19 protein-coding genes are annotated in these 24,831 nt (G+C 58.6%); 6 read left to right on the top strand and 13 right to left on the bottom strand.

The window, feature by feature from the left end:
- Window positions 1-54 precede the first annotated feature (54 nt).
- From BMZ24_RS10715 to BMZ24_RS10730, 4 genes are read left to right on the top strand one after another with little or no spacing between them, the layout of a single operon-like run.
- Window positions 55-1,650 (top strand): peptide chain release factor 3, encoded by a 1,596-nt coding sequence (locus BMZ24_RS10715; protein WP_092192110.1) that lies wholly within the window; start codon window positions 55-57, stop codon window positions 1,648-1,650.
- Window positions 1,651-1,666: 16 nt separating this feature from the next.
- Window positions 1,667-2,557: a zinc dependent phospholipase C family protein gene (locus BMZ24_RS10720; RefSeq protein ID WP_092192112.1), complete on the top strand. Its 891-nt coding sequence runs from the start codon at window positions 1,667-1,669 to the stop codon at window positions 2,555-2,557.
- A complete protein-coding gene (locus BMZ24_RS10725) occupies window positions 2,529-2,888 on the top strand; it encodes a hypothetical protein (RefSeq protein WP_092192114.1) in 360 nt (119 codons plus the stop codon). Before BMZ24_RS10720 ends, BMZ24_RS10725 begins: the two co-directional genes overlap by 29 nt.
- A gap of 31 nt (window positions 2,889-2,919) precedes the next feature.
- Window positions 2,920-3,345 (top strand): FKBP-type peptidyl-prolyl cis-trans isomerase, encoded by a 426-nt coding sequence (locus BMZ24_RS10730; RefSeq protein WP_092192116.1) that lies wholly within the window; start codon window positions 2,920-2,922, stop codon window positions 3,343-3,345.
- 253 nt (window positions 3,346-3,598) lie between these two features.
- Here the strand turns inward: BMZ24_RS10730 and BMZ24_RS10735 are convergent, their stop codons facing one another.
- Entirely contained in the window at window positions 3,599-5,746 is a 2,148-nt protein-coding gene (locus BMZ24_RS10735; RefSeq protein WP_092192118.1) for a RelA/SpoT family protein, read from the bottom strand.
- Window positions 5,747-6,252: 506 nt separating this feature from the next.
- Between BMZ24_RS10735 and BMZ24_RS10745 the strand changes: the two genes are divergently transcribed.
- Together BMZ24_RS10745 and BMZ24_RS10750 are read left to right on the top strand one after the other, a co-directional pair.
- Window positions 6,253-9,459, top strand: a complete 3,207-nt coding sequence (locus tag BMZ24_RS10745; RefSeq protein ID WP_092192122.1) for a DEAD/DEAH box helicase — start codon at window positions 6,253-6,255, stop codon at window positions 9,457-9,459.
- A 55-nt stretch (window positions 9,460-9,514) separates the two neighbouring features.
- Window positions 9,515-9,895, top strand: a complete 381-nt coding sequence (locus BMZ24_RS10750; protein ID WP_092192124.1) for a DUF2784 domain-containing protein — start codon at window positions 9,515-9,517, stop codon at window positions 9,893-9,895.
- A gap of 4 nt (window positions 9,896-9,899) precedes the next feature.
- Here BMZ24_RS10750 and BMZ24_RS10755 read toward each other — a convergent pair whose 3' ends face one another.
- From BMZ24_RS10755 to BMZ24_RS10810, 12 genes are all read right to left on the bottom strand, one after another.
- On the bottom strand, window positions 9,900-10,421 hold the full coding sequence (locus BMZ24_RS10755; RefSeq protein ID WP_161949119.1) for an NlpC/P60 family protein: 522 nt from the start codon (window positions 10,419-10,421) through the stop codon (window positions 9,900-9,902).
- A gap of 69 nt (window positions 10,422-10,490) precedes the next feature.
- On the bottom strand, window positions 10,491-11,105 hold the full coding sequence (locus BMZ24_RS10760; RefSeq protein WP_161949120.1) for an NlpC/P60 family protein: 615 nt from the start codon (window positions 11,103-11,105) through the stop codon (window positions 10,491-10,493).
- Window positions 11,106-11,396: 291 nt separating this feature from the next.
- Window positions 11,397-12,521, bottom strand: a complete 1,125-nt coding sequence (alr, locus tag BMZ24_RS10765) for an alanine racemase (protein WP_092192130.1) — start codon at window positions 12,519-12,521, stop codon at window positions 11,397-11,399.
- A gap of 24 nt (window positions 12,522-12,545) precedes the next feature.
- On the bottom strand, window positions 12,546-13,880 hold the full coding sequence (locus tag BMZ24_RS10770) for a trypsin-like peptidase domain-containing protein (RefSeq protein WP_092192132.1): 1,335 nt from the start codon (window positions 13,878-13,880) through the stop codon (window positions 12,546-12,548).
- An 87-nt stretch (window positions 13,881-13,967) separates the two neighbouring features.
- On the bottom strand, window positions 13,968-14,426 hold the full coding sequence (locus BMZ24_RS10775) for an Hsp20/alpha crystallin family protein (RefSeq protein ID WP_092192134.1): 459 nt from the start codon (window positions 14,424-14,426) through the stop codon (window positions 13,968-13,970).
- Window positions 14,427-14,496: 70 nt separating this feature from the next.
- The gene (locus BMZ24_RS10780; protein ID WP_143077883.1) at window positions 14,497-14,994 is read right to left on the bottom strand and encodes a zinc ribbon domain-containing protein; all 498 of its coding nucleotides are present in this window, start codon (window positions 14,992-14,994) and stop codon (window positions 14,497-14,499) included.
- Window positions 14,995-14,999: 5 nt separating this feature from the next.
- Window positions 15,000-17,315, bottom strand: coding sequence for a GspE/PulE family protein (locus BMZ24_RS10785; protein WP_092192138.1), 2,316 nt, complete (start codon window positions 17,313-17,315; stop codon window positions 15,000-15,002).
- 99 nt (window positions 17,316-17,414) lie between these two features.
- Window positions 17,415-17,933 (bottom strand): response regulator, encoded by a 519-nt coding sequence (locus BMZ24_RS10790; protein WP_092192140.1) that lies wholly within the window; start codon window positions 17,931-17,933, stop codon window positions 17,415-17,417.
- On the bottom strand, window positions 17,930-21,709 hold the full coding sequence (locus tag BMZ24_RS10795) for a response regulator (protein WP_092192142.1): 3,780 nt from the start codon (window positions 21,707-21,709) through the stop codon (window positions 17,930-17,932). The genes BMZ24_RS10790 and BMZ24_RS10795 overlap by 4 nt, the downstream gene beginning before the upstream one ends.
- 69 nt (window positions 21,710-21,778) lie before the next feature.
- Complete coding sequence (locus BMZ24_RS10800; protein ID WP_161949121.1) at window positions 21,779-22,198, bottom strand: response regulator; 420 nt, start codon at window positions 22,196-22,198, stop codon at window positions 21,779-21,781.
- Complete coding sequence (locus BMZ24_RS10805) at window positions 22,195-23,952, bottom strand: phosphate ABC transporter substrate-binding/OmpA family protein (protein WP_092192146.1); 1,758 nt, start codon at window positions 23,950-23,952, stop codon at window positions 22,195-22,197. The genes BMZ24_RS10800 and BMZ24_RS10805 overlap by 4 nt, the downstream gene beginning before the upstream one ends.
- 37 nt (window positions 23,953-23,989) lie before the next feature.
- Window positions 23,990-24,481 (bottom strand): PilZ domain-containing protein, encoded by a 492-nt coding sequence (locus BMZ24_RS10810; RefSeq protein ID WP_092192148.1) that lies wholly within the window; start codon window positions 24,479-24,481, stop codon window positions 23,990-23,992.
- Window positions 24,482-24,831 lie beyond the last annotated feature (350 nt).

Here is a 24,831-nt window from a genome sequence, read left to right on the forward strand (position 1 = left end):
CGCCTACTGCCTCCTAGGCCCTGAAGGCAGGGTTACACAGCATTTGGAGAGTTTATGAGCGCACTGGCAAGAGAAATACGACAGAATGTGGAAAAACGCCGCACGTTCGGCATCATCAGTCACCCCGACGCGGGCAAGACGACCCTGACCGAGAAGCTGCTTCTCTTTGGCGGAGCCATCACCCTGGCCGGCACGGTCAAGTCGCGCAAGGCTTCCCGCCACGCGACATCGGACTGGATGAAGATGGAGCAGGAACGCGGCATCTCCGTGACCACCTCGGTCATGAAGTTCGAATACGGCGGGTACGACATCAACCTGCTCGACACCCCCGGCCACGAAGATTTTTCCGAGGACACCTATCGCGTCCTGACCGCCGTGGATTCCGCCCTGCTGGTCATCGACAGCGCCAAGGGCGTCGAGGCCCAGACCAAGAAGCTGATGGACGTCTGCCGCATGCGCAACACGCCCATCATGACCTTCATCAACAAGCTCGACCGCGACGGTCTTGAGCCGCTGGACCTTTTGGCCGACATCGAGGACCATCTGGGCATCGAGTGCGCCCCCTTGAGCTGGCCCATCGGCATGGGCAAGGGATTCAAGGGCACCTACTCCATCCACAAGAAGCAGATCCATCTCTTTTCGGCCACCCACGGGGGGCGCATCCAGCAGGGCGTGGTCATCGACGACGTGAACGATCCCAAACTCGATGAACTGCTCGGCCTGCAGGCGCAGGATCTGCGCCGGGATCTTGAACTGCTCGAAGGCGCGGGCAACCCCTTCTCCGTCGAGCGCTATCTGGAAGGCAGCCAGACTCCGGTCTTCTTCGGCAGCGCCATCAACAATTTCGGCGTGCAGGAAATGCTCGACACCTTTGTCGAGCTGGCCCCCTGTCCGCGCCCCCGGGCGACCCTGACCCGCGAAGTCTCGCCCTTCGAGGAGGAATTCTCGGGCGTGGTCTTCAAGATCCAGGCGAACATGGACAAGGCCCACCGTGACCGCATCGCCTTCATGCGCATCTGCTCGGGCAAATACGAAAAAGGCATGAAGATCCGCCACCACCGCATCGGCAAGGACGTGCAGATCTCAAACGCCACCATCTTCATGGCCCAGGACCGGACCGGCGTTGAGGAAGCCTTCGCCGGGGACATCATCGGCCTGCACAACCATGGGACCATCAAGATCGGCGACACCTTCAGCCTGAAGGAAGAGCTCAAGTTCACGGGCATCCCGAGCTTTGCGCCCGAGCATTTCCGCAAGGTCATCCTGAAAAGTCCGCTCAAGACCAAGCAGCTGCAAAAAGGCCTCCAGCAGCTCGCAGAAGAGGGCGCCGTGCAGGTGTTCCGCCCCACGCTCGGCAACGAGTACATTCTGGGCGCGGTGGGCGTCCTGCAGTTTGACGTGATCATTTCACGCCTTAAAGATGAGTATGCCGTCGACGCCATCTACACCCCGGTCAACCTGTCCGCGGCACGGTGGGTGCAAGCCGACGACAAGGCCCTTCTCGAACGATTCCAAAAGGATCTTCACTCGTCCCTGGCCACGGATTCCGAAGGCAACCTGGCCTTGCTGGCGGACAGCACCTGGCGACTTGAATACATCATGGAGCAGTGGCCGGACATCACCTTTCACACCACCAGGGAAAAGAACTAAACTCGGCTGGCGACCCATGGCTTTATTATTTGCTTTTCTTCTTCTGATTCTGCTTCCCGGCGAGGCGCTGGCCTGGGGGCCGGGGGTGCACATGGCCATCGGCAACCATGTCCTGACCCATCTGCACCTTCTCGCCCCGGCGGTAGCCGCCGTGCTGACGGCCCACCCCGAGCAGTTCCTGTACGGATGCCTGTCGGCCGACATTTTCATCGGCAAGGGCAGCAAATTCACGCCCTCCCATTCCCACAACTGGGACACGGGCAAGGCCCTCTTGCGCCAGGCCGAAGACGGAAAGGCCCAGGCCTACGCCTATGGCTACCTGTCCCATCTGGCCGCCGACGTCATCGCGCACAACTATCTGGTCCCGAACATGCTCGGCTTCTCCGCCGGACGTGGCAAATTCGCCCACACCTATGTGGAGATGCTGGCCGACCTGCAGGTCGAATGGCCCCGCAAACAGGCCTCGCGCATCTTTCGCATCCCGCATCCCGAGGCCGACGATTCCCTGGTCCTGACCATGGGACAGAAAAAATTGCCCTTCAGCATCAAAAAACGCATCTTCCGCCAAAGCCTGCATCTGGTGGAGGAAAAATCCTACAAACGCTCCCTGCGCATGTTCCGGGGTTTTCTGCCCTTTGCCCGCAAGAAGGCGTTCATCGCCGAAGCCATCGCCCATGCCCAGAATCTGGTCATGGATCTGCTCAGAAATCCGCAACGCTCGCCGGTGCTTGAGTGCGACCCCATCGGCAGCCAAAACCTGGACCAGGTGCGCAGATTCCAGCGCAAGCAACGCTCCTATTACACCGCGCGCGGTGAAGGCATCATTTTTCCCATGGACACCCGTCTTGAACCCTGTCTGCAAGTTTTCGGAGGCACCGATGACCGATTTTCTCAATTTTCTGAGTGATCAGATCCGGCAAGTGCGGAACATCGAAAGCACCGCGCACGACCTGCTGCACAATGCGGGCGACGATGCCGGATATCGCGATGCCATGCATCGCAAGGCGGAACTGCTGGCCAACCTGTCCGCGAACGCGGCCCCTTTTCTTGATGCGCTGAGCCTTGAACGGCGTCCCATGATCGAACACAAGCTGGACATGTTTTCCCAAAGCGCGCGGCGCAGCCTGGACATAGGCAGCGTCTTCTACATGTCCGCGCTGCTCTACCCGGACGACCACAAACCAGGAGAGCCCAACACCCTCGAACTCTGGCTTGCGGAACTCGAGCGGTCCAAATAAAACCAGTAACCTTAAATCCACAGGAAACATCATGACACTTGAAGCTGGAACCAAAGTACTGGTTCATTACACGGGCACGCTCGACGACGGCACCCAGTTCGATTCCTCCCGGGAGCGCGAACCCCTGGAGATCATCCTCGGCCAGGACATGGTCATCCCCGGCTTTGAAAAAGCCATCGTCGATCTCGAGCCCGGCCAGAGCGTCACCGTGACCATCCCGGAGGAAGAGGCCTACGGCCCGCACAACGAGGAAATGGTCATCCGCGTCCCCAAGACGTCCTTTCCCCCGGAGATCGTTCCCACCGTCGGCGAACAGCTGGTGCTGCGCTCCCCCGACGGCAACGAGCTCCCGGCCCTCATCGTCGACGTCGATGACGACGAAGCCACCCTGGACGCCAACCACCCCTTGGCCGGATTCGCCCTGACCTTTGAGATCGAACTGGTCAGCATAGGCTAAGCACAGGCATTTTAAGACAAAAGGCATGGATTCCCGTCTTCACGGGAATGACAACGGCATTGCTGGACCGTTTGAAGGAGTTTTCCGACGTACTGTCTCGACGTCATTCCCGCGCAGGCGGGAATCCATGCCTTTTGTCAGCATTCTCCCGCCCCACCCGATTCAGACTCCGTCAAAACCCCCAAAAAAAAGGGATTCCGAGCTTTCCCCGAAATCCCCCGTCCCAGCCGGACAGCCCGGCTTCAACCAGGCCTCAACCCGCCGAAGTCCGCGTAACCTCCTGCACTGCCTCAAGATTCCGCAATTTTTCGATGATGGCGTAAAGCTGGGTCGTGGTCTTGACCTCGATGACGAAATCGAGCTCCGACATCCCGTCCACGGCGGACGTGAACTTGCCTGAATCGATGTTGATGCCTTCCTTGGCCAGAAGCCCACTGACCAGACCCAGAACGCCGCGCTCGTTCTTGCAGACGACCTTGATCTTGGCCGGCAGGGGCTTGGTTTCCTCCTGGCCGCCCCAGCTCACGTCAAGCAGGCGTTCGGGCTCCATGTTGGCCACGTTGGGACAGTCCTGGGTGTGAACCGTCACCCCGAGGCCACGGCTGATATAGCCCACAATGGGGTCCCCGGGCAGCGGATTGCAGCACTGGGCATAGCGGATGAGCACCCCGTCGACGCCCTGGATGCTGATGGAATCGGGATCCTGGGGCTTGGTCTGGGGCGCGGCCGGACCCGTGGACTTGCGCTCCTCGGTTTTTTGCTCATCCTTGGGCAGAAGCTTTCTGAGCACCTGCCGGGCGGTGATGCGTCCATGCCCCACGGCGGAAAAAAGATCGTCGAGCTGGCGAAAGGAAAACTCCTTGACCACGGGATCGAAATCGCCGCTCTTGATGGCCTTGGCCACGTTGATGCCCATGCGGCGGCCCTCCTTTTCCAGGAGTTCCTTGGCCAGAGACAGGCTGCGCGCCCGCTCCTCGGTGCCGATCCAGTGCTTGATGCGCGACCGGGCCTTGCCGGACTTGACGAACTGCAGCCAGTCCCGGCTCGGATTGCGGGAGGCGTCGGTGATGATCTCCACCGTGTCGCCATTCTTGAGCGGCGTGTTCAGCGGGACGATGCGTCCGTTGACCTTGGCCCCGGCGCAGTGGTTACCGACCTCGGTGTGGATCAGATAGGCGAAATCCACGGGCGTCCCGCCTTCGGGCAGCTCCTTGACCTGGCCGCGCGGCGTGAAGACGTAAACCTCGTCCTGGAACAGATCGAGGCTGAGCGTCGACATGAAATCCCGGGAATCCTTCAGGTCTCCCTGCCAGTCCAGAATCTGGCGCAGCCAGCTGAAGCGGTCCGCGTCCTGGGCCTTCTTGCTGCCCCGCTCCTTGTAGGACCAGTGCGCGGCCACGCCGTTCTCGGCCAGCTGGTGCATCTCCTCGGTGCGGATCTGGATCTCGATGCGTTCGCCCTCCGGGCCGATGACCGTCGAGTGCAGACTCTGGTACATGTTGGCCTTGGGCATGGAGATGTAGTCCTTGAACTTGCCCGGCACCGGCCGCCACAGGGAATGCACGAGCCCAAGCACCGTGTAGCACTCCCGCAGATTGTTCACGATAACCCGAAACGCGATCATGTCGAAGATCTGATCCAGGGTCAGCCCGCGCTGCTTCATCTTGTGATAGATGGAATAGATGTGCTTGATGCGGCCCTTGACCCGACCGTTGATCTCGTTTTCGAGCAGGACGTCCTGGATCATGGCGCTGACCTTGTCGATATAGGCCTGGCCCTGATCCTGGTAACGATTGATGCCCTCGGAAATCTGGGCATACACGTCGGGCTTCATGTACCGCAGGCCATAATTCTCGAGCTGCACCTTGATGCGGTAGAGACCAAGCCGGTTGGCCAGCGGCGCGTAGATGCCGAGGGTTTCCTGGGCAATGGCGCGCTGCTTGTATTCCTTCTGGAACTCAAGGGTGGATATGTTGTGCAGACGGTCGGCAAGCTTGACCAGGATGACCCGGATATCGTCGGCCATGGCCAGGATCATCTTGCGGATGTTTTCGGCCTGGGCCTGCTCCTTGGACTCGAAGTTCATCTTGCTGATCTTGGTCACGCCCTCGACGATGGCGCCGACCTCGGGTCCGAAAAGCTCGACGATCTGCGGGATGGAGGCATCGGTGTCCTCCACCGTGTCGTGCAGCAATCCGGCCACGATGGTTGCCGCATCCAGTCGCAAATCCACAAGAATGTTGCTTACTTCCAGAGGATGGGACAGATAGGGTTCGCCGGAAAGCCGGATCTGGCCGGCATGGGCGGCGGCGGAAAAGACATAGGCCTTCTGGATGAGCGCCACGTCCAGCGGGGAGAGATATGTGGACGCCTGGTCCAGAATGTCGGTAATACGAATCATGTTTTTTCCTGTAGGCCCGGGGATATGGAACTAAATCCAGCTTGAAATTGGCCTTCAGACCTCAAAATGTCAACTTCTCTTTGGCGCGCCTCCCCGGAGACGGCCGCAAAGGGCAAAAAAAACAGGGAGCCCGGGCAGGGCAAGCGCGACGCCGCCCGAGGGGTCACTGGCCGAATCCCTGAAAAAAACTTCAGCCACATTTTTGCCAACTTGGGGAGACATACACATGGATAATCAGTTTAAAATATGTCATACGGTTTCATCCAAAGAAGATGTCAATTCCACCTTTTCCGGTCCGAATTTTCGCTAAAACTTGGCACGTTAGCGCTCTGCGGATTATCTTCAAAAAGATCTTTCCCAAATTGTCACAGCTCTTGATAAAGAATTGTGATTTGTTTAAATGGTTCAATTGTGCCGTGCCGTGCTTCGCATCCAACGCTCCGGAAGTGACGACAGGCCCTGACATATCACCGCCAATAGCGGTTTTACGGAGATAAACCCAAAACATGTCCCATTCCGACGAAGCACGCATTCAACGCATCGTGCACAACTTTTTGTCTGACAATATTCCCGAACACATCCGCGACGGGGCCCAATATCTCATCGCCGACGGTGGCATACAAAAAATCGACATCCGCCGCGAAGAGGAATCCTGGGATGTGGAAGGCCAGATCCAGGGCGATGATTTCCAGACCTATTCCTCGGAACTGGGCATCAACCTCGACCAGGGCACCGTCCATTCCTATTGCAACTGCCAGGATTCGTTCTCCGGCATCTGTCGCCATGTGGCGGCCACGGCCCTGGGCCTTCTCTCCAAGCTCGACGTCAAGCGCGAGGTGGAATCCCAGCCCATCAAGTCCGAATGGAAACAGAGCTTCCGCTATTTCTTTTCCACCGCCCTTGAGCCGGAACCGGGCCATCATTATTTCATTTACCGCTTCTTTGCCGAGACCGGACGGTTGCAGGTCGAATTCTTCCGCGCCCGACAGAACAAGTCGGGGCTGTCCACGGTCCAGAACCCCGTGACGCTGGAACAGATCATCCGCAACCCGGACTGGTGCGAGATCTCGCCGGAACTGCCCAAGGTGGCCGAACAGATCGGCCAGTATCTCGACTATTACGGCCACAGGGTCGAGATTCCCTTCGGGCTCATGACCTGGTTCTTCTGGGCCATCAAGAACGAATACTATCTGCTGTGGGAAGAATCCGAGCAGCCGGTGCGCATCGAAAGCACGCCCATGCGCCTGCAGCTGCGGCCGAAGTTCACCGACGAGGGCCTGTCGTTCGACATCATGCTCGGACGCGAGGGCAAGGTGCCCTTCTCCATCCTGAACCAGAACGTGTCCTTCTACGGCCACCTGCCCCTGTGGGTCTGCCTCAAGCACAGCTTCTACCCGGTGCAGACGGGCCTGCGCCCGAGCCTCATCCAGGAGCTGGTGATCTCCCCCCCGATCATCCCGCATGCGGACATTTCCGAATTCCTGGACCGCGTCTGGACCCAGATTCCGGCCTCGGACCTGCACGGCCAGGAAGAGTTCCTGGAACGCATGCAGCCCATTTTCGTGCCCGCGAACTACAATCCGAAGCTCTTCCTGAACGAGGAAGGCAGCCTGCTCACCCTCGAAATACAGAACATCTACGAGACCGAGCACGGCGACATCTCCCTGCCCGGCCCGAACCAGGACCTGCAGACCGGCAGCTACCAGTTTGAGGGCAAATCCTTCCTCATCCGCCGCGATCAGGAAGAGGAAGAGGCGCTCCTGACCACGCTCATGGACATGAATTTCCAGCCCCGAAGCAGCGCCATCTGGTTCCTGGAGCCCGAAGAGGCCATCACCTTCCTGCTCGATGCCTACCCGAAGCTGGTGGAGGCGTACCGCGTCTACGGCGAAAAGGATCTGGCCCGCTACAAGGTCCGCCTGACCCCGCCCAACGTGGTGGCCACGGTGGAGACGCAAGAAGAGGACAAGTGGTTCAATCTGGAGATAAACGTCGAGTACGACGACATCTCCGTCCCCATCGACAAGATCTGGAAGGCCTGGACCCAGGGCAAGCGCTATGTGCAACTCAAGGACGGCTCCTACACCAGTCTTCCCGAGTCATGGCTTGAAAAGCTCGGCCACAAGCTCATCGCCCTTGGCCTTGATCCGGAAAAACCGCCCAAGAAGCGCTTCGAGAACTTCGAGGCCCCGGTCCTGGACAAAATCCTCGAAGACATCCCCGAGACCACGTCCGACGGATTCTGGGACACCCTGCGCGACAAGATCAACGACTTCCAGGAGATCAAGCAGGTCGAAAAACCCAAGGGCCTGGACGCGACCCTGCGCCCCTACCAGTTGCAGGGCGTGAGTTACCTGAACTTTCTGCGCGAATACCACTTCGGCGGCATCCTGGCCGACGAGATGGGCCTGGGCAAGACCATCCAGACCCTGACCTTCCTGCAGTACATGAAGGAGCAGGGGCACAAGGGCCCCAACCTGATCATCGTACCCACCTCGGTTCTGCCCAACTGGGAACGCGAGGCGCAAAAATTCGTGCCGGACATGAAACGTCTGGTCATCTATGGCGCGCGCCGGGAAAACCTGTTCAAGAAGATCGAGTCCTCGGAACTGATCATCACCACCTACGCCCTGCTGCGCCGGGATTTGGACGAACTTCTCAAATTCGAGTTCAACGCCGTCATCCTGGACGAAGCCCAGAACATCAAGAACCCGAACACCATCACCGCCAGAAGCGTGCGCAAGATGCAGGCCCGCTTCCGCCTGTGCCTGTCGGGCACGCCCATCGAGAACACGCTGCTTGAGCTGTGGTCCCTGTTCGAATTCCTCATGCCCGGCTTCCTGGGCTCCCAGGCATCCTTCCAGAAGGGTTTCGTCAAGCCCATAAAAGACGGCGACGACGACAGCCTCGGCTACCTCAAGGCGCGGGTCAAACCCTTCATCCTGCGCCGGACCAAGAATGAGGTCGCCAAGGATCTGCCGCCCAAGATCGAGAACATCTACTACTCCGCCCTGCTGGACGATCAGCGCGATCTGTATTCGGCCCTGGCCAAGAAACTCAAGGAACAGGTCCTGCAGGACGTGGACGAGAAGGGCATCGGCCAGAGCCAGATATCCATTCTCGACGCGCTCCTGAAGCTGCGCCAGATCTGCTGCCATCCGAGACTTTTGAAGCTGGACATGCCCGGCTTCAACGCCAACCTGTCTTCCGGCAAGTTCGAGGCCTTCAAGGACCTTGTCACCTCCATCATCGACGACGGTCACAAGGTGCTCGTCTTCTCGCAGTTCGTGCAGATGCTGCACATCATCCGCAACTGGCTGCACATGGTCGAGATCCCCTTCTGCTACCTCGACGGCACCTCCAAGGACCGCTTCGAGCAGGTGGACAAGTTCAACAACACGCCCGAGATCCCCATCTTCCTGATCTCGCTCAAGGCAGGCGGCACGGGCCTCAACCTGACCTCGGCCGACTACGTCATCCACTACGACCCGTGGTGGAACCCGGCCGTGGAAGACCAGGCCACCGACCGCACGCACCGCATCGGCCAGACGCGCCAAGTCTTCGCCTACAAGATGATCTGCGAGAACACGGTCGAGGAAAAGATCCTGAAGCTTCAGGAATCCAAGAAAGGCATCGCCGACTCCATCATCCCCGGTCAGTCGGCCTGGAAGAGCCTGACCAGGTCCGACCTGGAAATGCTCTTCGAAATCTAGGCAACCTGAGGGGAAAGGCACGCGTCCTTTCCCCTCTTTTCACGGGCAAGGCTCCATGGCCCACCTTCTCGCCGCCAACGCGGTTCTCATCCTGCACCTTCTCTTCATCTGCCTGGTCATGCTCGGCGGCCTGGCCGTGCCCAGATACCCGCGCTTCGCCTTCGTTCATGTCCCGGCGGCGATCTGGGGCGTTCTGGTCGAAGCCTTTGGCTGGTATTGTCCGCTGACGGATCTGGAAAATGCACTGCTGCGCCGGGCGGGAGAGGAAGGTTATGGCGGAGGATTCGTTGAACGCTACCTGCTCGCCGTGATCTACCCTGACGGACTGACCCGCGAAACGCAGATGCTGCTGGCCGGAATGGTCGTGCTGGTCAACGTGGTTGTGTATGGTTGGGTGCTGAAGAAAAGATCGAAGCGCAGGCAGGCGCGAAAATGAATGGTCAGGACAGGACGCGCTGTACCCGCCTGAGTCTCGGCCACCAGTAGGCGTCGAGGGTTGAAAGAATAACACCCCGACTCGCCGAGGCGTGCAGAAACGTTCTGTCCGCGACAAGCACGCCGATGTGATCACCGCCCTTGTCCGTGAAATACACCAGATCCCCTGGGCGCATCTGCCCGGTTTCGACACGTTGTCCCATCCGGCTCTGCTCACGCGAGGTGCGGGGCAGTTCCACCTGAAACGACTCCCTGAAAATGGCCTGCATCAGTCCCGAACAATCCACCCCCTGACGGTTGGTGCCGCCGATGCGATGGCGCACGCCTTTCCAGGCATTGAACTGGGAAAACAGGATTTCGGAAACCGACGCGTCAGGTCCAGCGGATGAAGAAGGCGGGATCACGGGAGGCTGAATAACGGCCCTGGAAGCGCAGCCGGATCCAAGCAAAAGCAGGCAGGCAAAGACCAGCAAGGACAAAAATGGCATCCCGGAACGAAATGATGCATGGCTGTTGCGATCGTTCATATGCACGCAATTCCCGTACGCTTCCATCATGGGCGCGGCGGGCGATTGTTTCCGCCTTGCGCTCAAGGATCAGCCGCCGCTGCGGGGAAAAGCCGCCACCTGCTGCTCTTCGCCGTCCAAAATGCGACGGACGCGCTTCAAACGCGGATTCCAGTAGTTGTCGAATTTGGACAGTGTCACGCCTTTCTTGCGTGAAGCGTGCAGAAACTCATGCTCATTCACGGCCACGCCTACGTGCCTGCGCCCACGATCGATGAAATACAGCAGGTCGCCAGGCTGAATTTGGTCGCGCGGCACGGGTTGCCCCAATTTGGCCTGCTCGCTGGACGTACGCGGCAAATCCATTTCAAAGGCGTCCTTGAAGACCGCCTGAACCAAGGCCGAGCAATCAACCCCGCGATAGTCCGTGCCGCCGAAACGATAACGCACTCCGCGCCAATCTTCGTACTGGGCCAGAACAATGTCACCGATGGAAGGGACCGGCTCGATTTCGTCCGTATCTGTCACGGAAGAGGAGTCGGCGGAGTATTCCGAATCCGACGTGGAGAAATAATCATTGTCGCGGGAAAAAAGGATCGAATAATCGAACTCGCGGTGCCTTACAAAATCGGCTTCATTACGGCACACGTCCGAATATGCCGAGGAATCCCGTATGGCTGCGGAAACATCCGAAGTGGAATCCATGTGCTTGAGCGAACATCCGCCCAAGAAGCAAAGAACAAAGAAGAAAAGCGCAAATTTGGGCAAAGCCGAAAACTCTCTACGGGGGCCTTGCCCACCTTGCGGAAAATCCATAGCTTATCCCCCTGTACTCATTCTGTACTCACTCTGTACTCATTTTCAGGGTTTTCGGTATACTAAAAATCACCCTACGTCAAAACACTTGCCCCTAGTTCACTACCCGGTTCTCCCCTTCAGCGCCCGGGCGCGAAAGGACGCCGTCCCCAGCGGGGCCGGCGTCCTGAATGAGCGAGGCTACTCTATATACTCGCGCGGATTCTGTCCCAGCAGGCAGAACACCTCATAGGTGATCGTCCCCCACCATCCGGCGAGCTCGTCGGCCGAGATGGCAAAAGGTCCTTCCCCACCGAGCATGAAGATCTCATCGCCAGCCGCCGCTTCCGGCACTCCGCTCAAGTCCACGGCCGTGAGCTGCATGCAGACCCGGCCCAGAACCGGAACACGTTTGCCGTGGAGCAGCATCCGCGCCTTGCCTGACAGTCCGCGCGAATAGTTGTCGGCATAGCCGACGGCCACGATGCCCACGCGCATTTCGGCGGGAGCGGTGAAGGTGCGTCCGTAGCTCACGCTTTGACCGGCAGGGATGGTCCTGATCTGCATCAGCCGACTGGAGACCTGCATGGTCGGCTTCAGGCCAACCCCCTTTTCCTCCCAGGGCGTGCCATGAAAGGGATTGCCTCCGTAGAGGGCAATTCCCGGACGCTGCAGATCGTGATGCAGATCGGGATGCCCGAAAATGGCCCCGGAGTTGGCCAGGCTGGCCCGCACATCAAGCCCCCGGGCATGCAGGGTCTTGAGGATGCGTGCAAATCTGTCGCCCTGTTCGCGCACGTATTCGACCTGTCCCGGATCGTCGGCCGTGGCCAGGTGGGAGCAGGTCATGGTCGCCCGGACATGCTCCAGCCCGTCCAGCGTGTCGGCCACTCCCGCCGCCTCGTCCGGCGCGAAGCCAAGCCGGGCCATGCCCGTGTCGAACTTCAGGGCGACCCGGACCGTTGTCCCGGCGTGGCGCGCGGCCTCTTCCAGAAGCAGCAGCTGCTCGGTTGCGCCCACAAAGGCGACGATGTCACGCTCGCACACGCAGGCGTAATCCCCGGCGTCCAGCGGACCTAGCAGGGAGATGACCTCGGCCTCGGGCACGGTGTCCTTGAGGACGGCAGCCTCGCCGACCGTCCCTGCGGCCATGGTCCTGCCCCCGGCCGCAAAGAGAGCCCCGGCCGCCTCGGGAAGCCCGTGCCCGTAGGCATCGGACTTGATGACCGGCGCAGGGTTCATGGCGCGGCCGAGGATCAGCCTGTAATTGTCCACCAGCGCCTGCAAACGGATGCGTGTGCGCACATGATTATAGCAGATGGTCATGAAATGCTCCTTGAGTGATGATCGTCAGACCCGCAGCCGCACGTGATAGCCCCGCCCGTCCCGGGCCACAAGCAGGAGCACCGTGTTGGCCATGCGGTAGCGCTTGAACGCCCGGGCATAGTCGTCCGCGGTCGACAGCGCGTCTCCCGCGACCTTGAGCAACAGATCGCCGCTCCTGAGCCCCAGCTGCTGGGCAGGGCTCCCCGGTCGGACCTGTGACACGACCAGGTTGCGCCCCTGAACCCGCACCGTCATGCCCCAGCGTCGGTCGGCCATGTCCAGTGCCTTTTCGTTCGTGAAGGCCTGCAGCTTCACGGATGCCCTGCGCTTTCCCGCCTGCCCGGCAATATCCAGACGCAGCTCCTGTCCGAGGGTGAAATTCCTGAGTATGCGCTGATAATGGTTGCGGTCCTCGACGGCCACCCCGTTGACCGAGGTGATCACGTCTCCGGGCTCGATCCCGGCCTTTTGCGAGGAAGCCTCATGCACCTGGGTCACGAGCATGCCCCGAGCCTCCTCAAGGCCCAGATACCGGGCAATGCGCTCGTCCACATCCTGGCCCTCAAGTCCCAGCCATGCTGCCTGCACGCGGCCGAAGCTGACCAGTTCTTCCACAACCCGCTTGGCCTTGTTGATGGGGATGGCGAACCCAATTCCCTCGGCCCCGGCATGGATGGCGGTGTTGATACCGACCAGCTCTCCGGCCAGATTCATGAGCGGGCCGCCGCTGTTGCCGGGGTTGATGGCCGCATCGGTCTGGATGAAATCCGTGAAGGTGCCCTGCTTGGTCTCGATGGTGCGCTCCACGGCGGAAACCACTCCCGTGGTCACGGTGTTGCCAAACCCGAACGGATTGCCGATGGCGATGACCGTCTCGCCGATCATCATGTCCGAGGAGTCGCCCATGGTGGCCTGCGGCAGATCCCGGGCGTCCTTCAGATGCAGGATGGCCAGGTCGAAGTCCGGATCGGAGCCGACCAGCTCGCCGTCGAACTGCCGCCCGTCCAGCAGGCGCACCCGGATGGTCGAGGCCCCCTCGATGACATGGGCGTTGGTCAGCACCAGCTGCTTGTTCGCGTCAATGATCACTCCGGAGCCAAGGCTGCGCTGTTCGAACCGGCGAGTCAGATCCTGCGAGCCGAAAAAATGGCGGAACAAGGTGTCGTCGAACATGGAGCCAAAAGGATTGATCTCCTGCTCGACGATGCGCGCGGTGTGGATGTTGACCACCGCAGGGGCCACGCTTTGCACGGTGCGCACCACCGGCGTGATGCGGATGTCCCGGCCCGAGGCAAAAGAAAAATGGGCGCTCACGAGCGCCCAGCAAAGGATCACGGCCAGCGACTTGATCAGTTTCATGGCAAAATCTCCTTGAAAATCATGGCCTCAACCGGGGCCCTGCAAAAAGGGCCTTTTTCCAGATCAGGGGCCAGTTGTCATGTCAAATCATTCATCCAGGGAAATGGGGATGGTCCTGTTCACCGGGCGCCGGGCGCGCTTGGGCACCCGCACCTGCAAAAGGCCCGCCTTCATGCTGGCGGCCACGGCCTGGTCGTCGATATCCTCCGGCAGTTCGAAGCGGCGTGAAAAACAGCCATATGACCGTTCCATGACCTGAAAGGCCGCGCCCTCGACATTCAAAGGCGGCTGGCGTTCGCCGAAGACGGCCAGTTCGTTGCCGTGCACCTCGAGCCGCACATTTTCACGCTCAAGCCCCGGTAATTCGACCAGAACGAAAAAAGCGTCCTCGACCTCGATCACATCGGCCACGGGCCGGAATCTGGCCAGCCTGCGCCCATTCTCAACAAGGGAGGAAGAGCAGGCAGAGTCCTCAATCAGACGCTGCATCTCCTCTTTCAAATCTTCCATCTCAAGCCAGGAATTCCACGGAAAAAGCTTTGCCATAAATCACCGGGGGTTACGTCGTTTGAAGCGTGAAACCGCCACGCCGCCCAAAAAGCCGCGCGAGCGGCTCTCAAATAAAAAACAATGCGCCAAGCGCCAAAATCGCGACAATTATGAGCGCGATCCAGATTTTGCTCTTTTCCTCATCCACGAACATGGCGCTGCCGATTTGCGTACTACGGATGTTTTCGCTCTGGGCCTGGGCCAGGCGGCGCATCTCCTCGGCTTCGGCCTCAGCCTGCAGCTCGTGGCCACGGCCCTGGCGGCGCACTTCCTCCATGGCCAGGGCGTACACCACGCCGCATTTGGGGCATTCAAAAGGGGTCGCAAAGGCGTTGTCGCCCTCCTGCCTTTCGTAATGGCACTTCGGGCATTTCTCCAACCGCAATTTGAGGTTCGCGGGGATGACCACGGCCTCGTCGGCCATTGCGGACCTGAGGGTCTCGGCGCCGTCGGAATTCTCGTGAACGCCTGAAGTCTCGGCACCATCAGCAGACCCGGGAGCAGCTTGAGTCTCGACGCTTGCGGCAAGCTCGGGGGTGTCTTTTTTTTCAGTACTTTTTTCCATTTCAATCACTCGGAAGTCGTCACTTTCTGCAATTGCAGTATATCTATGTCCCCTTTGAAAATCTTCGCGATCCCGTCCTGATAGAGAGTCCGCATGCCCTGCTCGATGGCCATCTGCGCGACCTCTTCCGACGAGTGCTTGCGGGCAATGGCCTTGCGGATTTCAGGAGTCGCGACCAGCAACTCGTGAATTCCGGTTCGCCCCCTGTAGCCGGTCTGGCCGCACCGTCCGCAGCCTTTTGCCCTGTACACGCGGGCGCTGGAGCGCTCGATGCCGAGCTCGGAAAAAAAGTCCTCTCCGTACTGGGTCAGCAGATACGCCCACTCCTCGTCGGAAGGAGCGTAGGCCTCACGGCATTGCACGCACAGGGTCTTGACCAGGCGCTGGGCCAGAATTCCATGCAACGCTTCAGAGAAGTTAAGAGATTCTATGCCCATGTCCAGAAGGCGCGTCACAGTTTCCGACGCGGAATTGGTGTGCAGGGTCGAAAAAACCATGTGCCCCGTCAGCGAAGCCTCCACGCCGATCTGCGCCGTCTGGAAATCGCGCATCTCGCCCACGAGGATCACGTCCGGATCAGCACGCAGAAAGGCGCGCATGATGCGGGGAAAATCAAGGCCGATGGCGCTCTCGACCTGGACCTGCTGGAGTCCGGGTTGCGTGATCTCAACCGGGTCTTCGACGGTCCAGATCTTCTTGTCCGGGGTGTTAATGCGCGCAAGAATGGAGTGCAGCGTGGTCGTTTTTCCGGAACCCGTCGGTCCGACGACCAGAAAAATTCCGTGCGGCTTGAACATGAGGCGCTCGATCTGGGCCTTGTTGGCATCGCTCAAGTTCAGCTTGTCGAACGGGAGGGCCTTGCCGGAGGTGAGCATGCGCAGGACCGCGCTCTCGCCGTGCACGGTGGGGAGCGTGGCAACGCGGAGCTCAAGCTCGCGTCCCTTGAAACGAACCTTGGCCTTGCCGTCCTGCGGCAGCCGCCGTTCGGAAATGTTCAGATTGGAGAGAATCTTGATGCGTGACACCACGGGCTTGATGATGCTCTCGGGAACGGTCAGCACCCGCACGCAGGTGCCGTCGATGCGCATGCGGACCACCCCGGGACGCCCCGTCTTCGAGGGCTCGATATGAATGTCCGAAGCCCCGGTCTTGTGCGCGTGCATGATGATCTTGTTCACGAAGCGCACGGCGAGCTGGCGGCTCTCCTGGGAAATGTCCTCCTCCTCGACCTGCGCGAGCTCAAGGCTCTCCTCGGAGACTCCTTCCAGGTCGGCCAGGGCCTCGGAGAGGTCGTCCCCGTCGTCGTACTCGTCAAACTCTTCCTCATGCCCATCCTCGTCCATGTCGTCGTCATAGGCATCCGCCATGCCTTTCGAGACGACGCCGGACTTGGGCAGCTGGCTGCGATCACCGAGAAAGGCCAGAATCTCCTCGGGCAAGCCCACCCGGAATTCATACTCCTTCGCGGTCAGGATCCGTTTTATTTCCTCGATCTGTTCGGAGTCGTGGGGATTGTGGATAAGGATGACGACCCGCTCGCCCTTGGCCTGGATGGGCACCCACAGGTTGTTGAGCAGATACTGACGGTTGATGCCTTTGAGCATGTGCTCGGAGACGGGATTGTCCTGATAGCGCACAAAGGGCGTCTGGTAATAGATCTCCAGCGATGCGCCTATGTCGTCCGGACTCACGCCGTAATCCAGCTGAAGCAGGCGGGAGGTTGAAACCCCCTTCCTGGCGGAGCGCGATATGGCATCATCGAGCTGCTCGCGGGTCAGTACTCCCTGGAAGACGAGATTTTCGTACGGTCCCTTGGGCAGGCTGCGCTCCTCGAACATCTTCTGCCCCATGATGCTCACGATGAGGCGGCAAAACGCCTCGTCCTCACGGGAAAAATCGCCCTCCTGCTTGTTCAAAAGCTGCAACACGCCCAAAAGCTCATTTTCGTGCTGGATCGGCATGGAAATCACATTGCGCGTTTCAAACCCGACCAGCTGGTCATACTGGCGATCAAAACGCAGGCTCGGATGGATGGCCTCGAGTTCGTCAAACTCGATGCTCCTGAGAATGAACGGCATCAGCGACTGGGCCGTGTAACCGGCAAGGCTCGATGTCGAAATCGGCAGCCGCACCTCGCGGGGCCTGCCGTCCTTCAAAACCAGAGCGAACAATTCCGCGTGTTGCGCATCGCACTTGTACAGACGTATCTGCTCGACCTGAAACAGGGCCTTCAGATCGGGCAGGCACTTGTTCCAGGCCATCTCGAAGGCCTGGGCCGCCTGAAATATCTTCTTGATGTCGATCAGCTTGGACTTGAGCATACAACCTCGCCTTCCCGGCCTTTGCGTGCGGTGTGAACAAGAAACGGGACCGGGAAATGAGCATCCGGTCCCGTGAAACGACAACTCATGGACAAGGGATCAATCCAGATATGGGGAGGAAAGGCCGTCGTTGTTCTGGCCCGACATGGCCCTTATCTTCATGATCAGCTCGTCGCGCTGCTGCTTGTATATGTACCGCTCCGAATGGCAGCGGATCCGGGCAACCAGATCGGTTTTGTCCGGCAGCTTGATCATGTAGTCGTTGGCTCCAAGAGCGATGGCCTTCTTCTTGAGCTCGGGCTCCTCGCGGGCCGACAGCACGATGAGGGGCACGTCGCGAAAATCCTCGCTGCTCTTGAAGAACTTGACCATGGTCAGCCCGTTCACACCCGGCATGACCAGATCGAGCATTATCACGGTGGGCTGGACGCCGATGGCGGTTTCCAGGGCCTTGTCCGGCTCCTTGCAGTAGTTGAAGATGATGTCCGTCTCCGAGGAGAGCTTGATACGCATGGCTTCGCCTATCAAGAATTCATCATCAATGAGCAGGACCGATATCGGCAAACTGGTCACATACTGATCCGCAATGGAATCTACGTCCTGACTGTACATGTTCATCCTTTGCGCTCCACGATATGTACATTTTCGAGATACTTGATCATCTCTTTGAGCAATTTCTGAACTTCATCCGCATTCTTCTGCATCCCGGCCGTTTCGATCTTGTACCCGATATGGCTCAGATAATCAAAACCATAGGTACTCCCGAGCCCCTTCTGGCTATGGCCGTGACGGCAAATGACATCAAAGTTCTTCTCGGGCAATGCTTCCTGCATTTCGGCGACATTAGAATGCATGGTGTCCATGAAGAGAGGCACGAGCTCGTAAAGCTCGGCATCAACCTCGACCGTGTAATCCTGCACGTCCTCGGCGATCGCCTCGGGCACCGAGGCCGCCGGCACCGGCTCCTCGATTTCATCTTCGATGAGGTCGGCCTTTATCTCGTAAACGATGTCCACCCGCTCCAGGTAATTGCCCAGCGCCAGCAGCAGATCGGCAAGCTGTTCGGCATCCCGGGCCTCGGCGGCGGTCTGGATTTTCCGTCCGATGATGCTGATGTACTCGAAACCGTAGGTGCTGCCGAAGCCCTTGTGGCTATGCCCGAAGCGACGCATGGTCGGGAAATCCTTCTGGGCCAGAGCCTTTCCCATGAGCTCCAGATCCTTCTGCATGGCGTCCATGAGAAACGGAATGAGCTCGGACATTTCCGGCGCGACGTGAACCACATAGCGTCCATCCACCGGCGCGGGCAGATCATCCCCGGTCACCTCACCGGAAGCCTCCCCGGCCTGGATCTTCTGCGTCGTGCCCGTGTTCATGAACACGGACAGGTGGTTGACCGCCTCGACGACCACGGCCGCCTGCCTGCTCTTGGCCGCGCTCTCGATGATCTTGCCAGCCTGGCTGATCGCATCCACGGCGTAAGTGCTGCCCAGCCCCTTCAGGCTGTGGCCGCAACGCTGCATCGTGCCGAAGTCCTGGGTGGTAATGGCGTCGGCCAGCTGTGCCTGGAAATCACGCACGGTGCGCAGAAAGAGCGGTCGCAGATCCTGCAATTCTGGATCGATCTGGACCGGAGAGTCCTGTTCGTCATGAATGGGCGTGATCTCCGTGACCATGAGGGGCTCTGGTTGGGCGATCAGGGATTCGCGCTGTCCTGCGAAGAGATCGATGATGTTGATGAGCGCCTGTTTCTTGATGGGCTTGGCCAGGAATTCAGTGCATCCCGCGTCCATGGTCTTCTGCCGGTGTTCCTGGAAGGCGTGGGCCGTCAGGGCGATGATGGGCGTCTTGTATTCGCGTTTCTCCTGTTCCCAGGCGCGGATGCGGCGCGTGGCCTCAAGGCCGTCCATGACCGGCATCTCCATGTCCATGAGCACAAGGTCGAAGTGTTCCTCGGTGAACTTCTCCACCGCGATCTTGCCGTTCTCAGCATGCACTATGGAGACGTTGCTGCTCTTGAGAAAAAGCTCGACCACCCGCCTGTTGGCCTCGACATCGTCGACCAGAAGCACCTTCCAGCCCTTGTCGTGCAGGTCCGTCATGCGCCTGCGCTGGGATTCGGACACCACCTCGTAGATCTTGTCGTGCAGAACGACGTCCCGCTCGCTCTTGAGGATATACGACAGCGGGCCGAAGTCGGTCGCCTTGGGCAGCCGCGCAAGGTCCTCGGCGGCCTGCACCGCCAGGACAAGGTTGGCCACGGGAATTCCCTGTCCGATGAGCAGATGCGCGATCTCGATTCCCGGCACGTTGTCGACCATGGAATCGATCAGGATGGCCTGGAAGGCAAAATCCTTCTTGTGCGCGTTCAGGGCGTCGATGGCCTTGGCCGCCGACGGACAGGAGACGGGGACAAGCCCCCAGCCGCGCACCAGCGAGCTTATGCTCCCCCGGCCTTCGGGCTGGTCCTCGATGATGAGCAGATGCGTGTCCGCCGGAATCTTCAAACGGAATTCCGGCTGCCTGACCTCCTGGTCGGGGGCGAGAGGCACCTTGAAGAAGAAGGTCGTTCCCTGTCCGGATTCACTCTCGACCCAGATCCGTCCGCCCATGAGTTCCACGAGCTTCTTGGAGATGGCCAGCCCAAGACCCGTGCCGCCGAATTCACGGGTCGTCGAGGAGTCGGCTTGCGCGAAGCTCTCGAAGACGGTGTTCAGCTTCGATTTTGGAATCCCTATGCCCGTATCCTTGACCGCGAAGAGGCAGCACGGCGCCCCGTCGTCCATGACGGACTCCGACACGGACATGGTCACCCCGCCAACGCTGGTGAACTTGAGCGCGTTGCCGACAAGATTGATGACGATCTGCCGGATGCGGGTCGGATCGCCGATGTAGCGTTGCGCCAGGCCTTCTGAAACCTTCTTTTCGAGTTTCAGGGACTTCTCCTCCGCCCGATAGACAAAGAGTTTGTTCACGTCGTCCACAAGCTCGCGCAGATTGAACGGAATGGATTCGAGCTTGATCTGGCCGACCTCTATCTTGGAGAAATCGAGGATGTCGTTGATGATGCCCAGCAGAAGTTCGCCAGCGGAGCTGAAAGTCTTGACGTATTCCAGCTGATCCTCGTTCAGGCTCGTCTCCTGAAGCATCTCGGCCATGCCCAGAATCGCGTTCATGGGAGTACGGATCTCGTGGCTCATGCGGGCCAGAAATTCGCTCTTGGAGCGGGTGGCCTTGTCGGCCTGGTCCTTGGCCACGCGCAGGTCCTCGGCGTGCTGGCGCAGCAGTTCGCTGGCCTTCTTGCGATCGGAGATGTCCTCGATGACGAAAATGACGCCCCGGCTCAAATCCTGCGGGTCGATGGCCTTGGCGGAAACCTGGCTCCAGAAGACGCTGCCGTCCTTCCTGCGGAACTGATACTCCAGCTGGGTGATCTCCCGCTCGGCCAGCCGGTTGAAGAATTTTTCATTGAATTCATCAAAGTTCCGGCCGGAGACATGGAGTTTCTCGGGGCTCACAAGGGGCATCTCCACCACCGAATAGCCGAAAATGTTCGCGAACCTGCGATTCGCCCGGATCACCTTGTGATCGGAGCTCAAAACCGAAATGCCGACCAGCGAGTTGTCGAAAATGGCCTGCAACTCATGGTAGGCGTTGTTCAGATCTTCCGTGCGCGCGTCGACCTTCTCTTCAAGGCTCTTGTAGAGTTCCTTGAGGCTGTGGCTCATGATGTTGAAACCGTGGGCCAGAACCCCGAGTTCATCCCGGCGCTGATCCAGGTTCGTGGTCACGAACTCGCCGCGCGACAGGCTCTGGGTGAGGACGGAGAGATTGACGACCGGGAGAATGAGCAGGCGATTCAGGAAGACGTACAGAAAAAGCGCGATCAGGCCGAGCACCACGGCGAAAGCGGCCACGAGGCGGATGGTGGTCGCCTGGACCTCCTGCCGCGCCTTGTCGATGAACATGCCCAGCTTGACCTGGCCGATGCTTTTCCCTCCCGCGAGGATGTCGTGGGTGACCACGCTCACGTCCCGGGCGCTGTAGGCGCTCATGAGGTCGTCCCTGGTCAGCCCGACCCGGACCTCGCCCTTGAGAAAGGATTTTCCGACCGGATCGACGATCTGGCAGTACGCGACAAGGGGGGAATACTCCGCCTTGATGGCCAGCTCCTCCAGCAGATAGATGCTTTCCCGCTGGATGGCGGGCACACTTGCCTGGGCGACCATCTCCGCCTGCTCCATGCCCTGCCTGCGGATGTCGTTTATGAGAAAGTCGAGCTGCGTGACATAGATGAAATACCCCAGTGCAAAAAAGCATATGGCCAGAATGAACTGAATCCCAAGATGTATCTTGAACTGGAGCAGATTAAAAAATGATTTTTTTCTTTCCATATCCTACTCGTGCTGTAGCCGCCGACGGCAAGGCAAAGGTTTCATGAGATTTCGTCCGCCAGGAGAACATCAGGGCAAGGCCAGCACAGCCTGCACGGCATCGAGCAGGTCTTCACGCTTGATGGGTTTGCTCAAGCACTGTTTCGCGCCCATAAGCCGCGCCCACTTCAAATAATCCGTGGCGCCGCCCCTGCCTCCGGCGGACATGGCGATAATGCGAATCCGGCTGTTTTCCTTACGCAATTCGCGGATGATCTGAATTCCTTCCTTGTCCGGCATGATGAGATCGGTGATGACCAGATCAAAATCCTGGGACCGGTACAATTTGAGCCCTTCCTCGCCATCTCCCGCCTGAACGACATTGTAGCCGGCGGAAATAAGGATCTTGGCCAGGGCCAGACACATGAGCTTGTCGTCATCGATGACAAGAATATTCTGCATGACCGGCTCTTGTCCGGAATCGAAGCCATGGGCATTTGGTTGCGTCATTTGATCCATATCTCCACACGTCGATTTTTTTCTCTTCCGGCGCGGATGTCATTGCGGTCTACCGCGCCCTCTTCGCCGGCGGCCAGGACAACGATATCCTGCAACCTCCTTTTGCCCAGTGCCTCGGCGACGGCTTCCGCCCGCTTGCGCGAAACCGCCAGATTGGAGGCATAGGCCCCCACCGAGTCCGAATAGCCAACCAGGACAATCGTCTTGCCCGAATTCTTCGGCTCCTTCATCATGGCCACGATTCGGGCCAAATCCCTGCCACCCTGTTCATCCAACTCCAGATTTCCGGATTCAAAGCGGAAAACAAACGGCAGTTTCTGCGCCCCGTACACACCGTCGAGGTAGTCCTGCAGAACAGTCCTGCGGGCGCTCTCGGGCACCGCCTCACCGTCAAACTGCACCAATGGCGGAAGCGATTTCAAAGGGGGGGCTTTCAAAACGGGCGGAGGCTCCGTTGCCGGCAACTGCGCAAAAGAGGATTGCGAACCGTCAAGCGGGGTGTCCCGATCCGCTGAGGATGCGTCCCCTACGACCTCGCTGTTCCTCACGAATCCGAATTTCTTGACCACTTCCTGGCCGACGGGGCCCAGGGCAACGCGAATGAAGTCGCGGGCGTAGACGTTGTCCGTCGTGGCCCGAAGATAGAGATACAAGTTCCGGCCGGCCGGATAGACAAGCTTGCGGATGGAATCGGGCGTGGGTGCGACCGCGTCGGAATCCGCACCCGGCTTGAGGGGCATCTCGCGGCACTGGTTGGCCATCGTGATGCTGCTGAACCCGATCGCCCAGGGATCCTGGGAGACAAGCTCGGGCAACATTTCATGGATGTCGACGACGCGGGCCGAGGTAACAAAATCTTTCCCATTCAGAAAAAAGTCTTTGACGAAACGGCGTGTCGCAAAATTCTCCCGCAGGACAAAGACCTTGATCGGTGCCGAAGGGCCGCCCACCTGCTCCCAATTTGAGATCTCGCCGGAAAAAATGCCGCCTACCTGCTCAATGGTCAGGGACGGGACGGGATTGTCCTTGTGCACGAGCACCGCCACGGCATCCATGCCCAGCCTGTGTTCGCTCTGCGCCGTGATGACCCCTTCGCCGAAAATCTTGGCGTCCACGGCGGAGAGTTTGTGCACTGCCATGGCGATGTCGCAGTCTCCAGCCTTGAGGGCGGAGAACCCTGCGGCCGTTCCCTGGCCGCTAATTTCGATGGCGCGAATTTCCCGGGCCGCGTAAAAAACTCCTTCCACGGTCATTTCATCGGCGCTTTTGCCGGGAATCCTGCGCACTTCATTGGCACCGATATTCGTCAAATAAAATTCGGCCAGCTCCGGCACAAGACGGCTTGCAAGCGTGCTTGCTCCCGACAACTCGAGGATGGTCTGCGTGGAATACTGGACAGGCTTGTAAACACCCTCGACCCTGGCTCCGGTTTCGTCTTTTTTGAGCACAACGGGCGGGGGAGTCTCCCAGCCGGGAATCGGCTTGAACTCGACTCGATAAAGGTTGCCGGCCTCGTGAAGATCACCGGCCCCATGCCACTGGCTCAACAGTCTCCACTGCCCTCCTCCGACGGCAGCCTCCTGCGGAAAAATGGACACGTGCGCGACCGGATTGACGGACCCAAATGAAAACAGGTCCGGCCTGAGAAAAAAAGTAACCGCCGCACCCATGACGGCGAGAGCCAGCACTGCCAGAAAGAAACCAAAAATTTTTCCAGACGATCCAGATCCGTCCATGTCAGCCATATATACCGCTCCTCTTCGCCATCATCGTGATTTGAAACTATTTGGGAAGAATGTATTTTCCGAGAGCCTTGTCAAAACCACTTTCATCCTGAAAAAGAGCTCCGACTTTTGACCCTCTTATGGATTCTATCGATATCTTTTTCTCCATTCTTGAGCGCTCATCATCATCCAGAATAAATCTCAATACAAAAATAGATCCGACATCAAAATTAAATTTATTGTATTCGAAACCAATTCCAGTCAGAGATATGTCAGTTATTATAACATCACCTACAGGATCAATAGATCTTATAGAGTCAAATAGAAGCCCATGTATATATGTTTCTTTTCTGTAATATTTCCTAAAATTGAAAGAAACCTTGAATTTATACGAACATCTTCGACACGTTGCGTTCACATTCCAATGATAAACATCTTTAATTCTCTCAACTGCAACGTCTTTCTCCAACTTGCATTGTGGGCAGGCAAAAGACACCACCATTTTGTTATGCACGAAAACTTCAACATCTGATATTTTGTCGTCGCTCATATATTTTTCTTCATGTTAAAATTAAGATGCTGAAAATACGTCGTAAAATGCAGCTCTTTAAAAAAAGAATCTTCATGACCCAAGGCCCGAAAAATCACATAAAAAAACAGCACACCGGAACCCGGACTGTTTGTGCGAAATGACACGCGCAGCCGCTCGTTTCAAGCTAAAAATCACATTGTGAACAACTGGCGAAGCAAATATCTGTTCACGAAAAAAACGACCCGAAACCGCATGCCTCTCTTCAAGGACGAAGACCGCGAAAAGGGCTTCGGAATTCGGCCTCCTGCAAAGAAAAGAAGAGGAACTACCACGAAAATTCTGGCCGCAATAAATGCGACGCCGGAAAC

This window comes from Desulfomicrobium norvegicum (assembly GCF_900114595.1).
In the GTDB taxonomy this organism is placed as follows: domain Bacteria; phylum Desulfobacterota; class Desulfovibrionia; order Desulfovibrionales; family Desulfomicrobiaceae; genus Desulfomicrobium; species Desulfomicrobium macestii.

Excerpts from the sequence above, each read along its gene's own strand:
- BMZ24_RS10715 (WP_092192110.1), top strand. The coding sequence starts at position 55 with ATGAGCGCACTGGCAAGAGAAATACGACAGAATGTGGAAAAACGCCGC.
- BMZ24_RS10720 (WP_092192112.1), top strand. The coding sequence starts at position 1,667 with ATGGCTTTATTATTTGCTTTTCTTCTTCTGATTCTGCTTCCCGGCGAG.
- BMZ24_RS10725 (WP_092192114.1), top strand. The coding sequence starts at position 2,529 with ATGACCGATTTTCTCAATTTTCTGAGTGATCAGATCCGGCAAGTGCGG.
- BMZ24_RS10730 (WP_092192116.1), top strand. The coding sequence starts at position 2,920 with ATGACACTTGAAGCTGGAACCAAAGTACTGGTTCATTACACGGGCACG.
- BMZ24_RS10735 (WP_092192118.1), bottom strand. The coding sequence starts at position 5,746 with ATGATTCGTATTACCGACATTCTGGACCAGGCGTCCACATATCTCTCC.
- BMZ24_RS10745 (WP_092192122.1), top strand. The coding sequence starts at position 6,253 with ATGTCCCATTCCGACGAAGCACGCATTCAACGCATCGTGCACAACTTT.
- BMZ24_RS10750 (WP_092192124.1), top strand. The coding sequence starts at position 9,515 with ATGGCCCACCTTCTCGCCGCCAACGCGGTTCTCATCCTGCACCTTCTC.
- BMZ24_RS10755 (WP_161949119.1), bottom strand. The coding sequence starts at position 10,421 with ATGAACGATCGCAACAGCCATGCATCATTTCGTTCCGGGATGCCATTT.
- BMZ24_RS10760 (WP_161949120.1), bottom strand. The coding sequence starts at position 11,105 with ATGGATTCCACTTCGGATGTTTCCGCAGCCATACGGGATTCCTCGGCA.
- alr (WP_092192130.1), bottom strand. The coding sequence starts at position 12,521 with ATGACCATCTGCTATAATCATGTGCGCACACGCATCCGTTTGCAGGCG.
- BMZ24_RS10770 (WP_092192132.1), bottom strand. The coding sequence starts at position 13,880 with ATGAAACTGATCAAGTCGCTGGCCGTGATCCTTTGCTGGGCGCTCGTG.
- BMZ24_RS10775 (WP_092192134.1), bottom strand. The coding sequence starts at position 14,426 with ATGGCAAAGCTTTTTCCGTGGAATTCCTGGCTTGAGATGGAAGATTTG.
- BMZ24_RS10780 (WP_143077883.1), bottom strand. The coding sequence starts at position 14,994 with ATGGAAAAAAGTACTGAAAAAAAAGACACCCCCGAGCTTGCCGCAAGC.
- BMZ24_RS10785 (WP_092192138.1), bottom strand. The coding sequence starts at position 17,315 with ATGCTCAAGTCCAAGCTGATCGACATCAAGAAGATATTTCAGGCGGCC.
- BMZ24_RS10790 (WP_092192140.1), bottom strand. The coding sequence starts at position 17,933 with ATGAACATGTACAGTCAGGACGTAGATTCCATTGCGGATCAGTATGTG.
- BMZ24_RS10795 (WP_092192142.1), bottom strand. The coding sequence starts at position 21,709 with ATGGAAAGAAAAAAATCATTTTTTAATCTGCTCCAGTTCAAGATACAT.
- BMZ24_RS10800 (WP_161949121.1), bottom strand. The coding sequence starts at position 22,198 with ATGACGCAACCAAATGCCCATGGCTTCGATTCCGGACAAGAGCCGGTC.
- BMZ24_RS10805 (WP_092192146.1), bottom strand. The coding sequence starts at position 23,952 with ATGGCTGACATGGACGGATCTGGATCGTCTGGAAAAATTTTTGGTTTC.
- BMZ24_RS10810 (WP_092192148.1), bottom strand. The coding sequence starts at position 24,481 with ATGAGCGACGACAAAATATCAGATGTTGAAGTTTTCGTGCATAACAAA.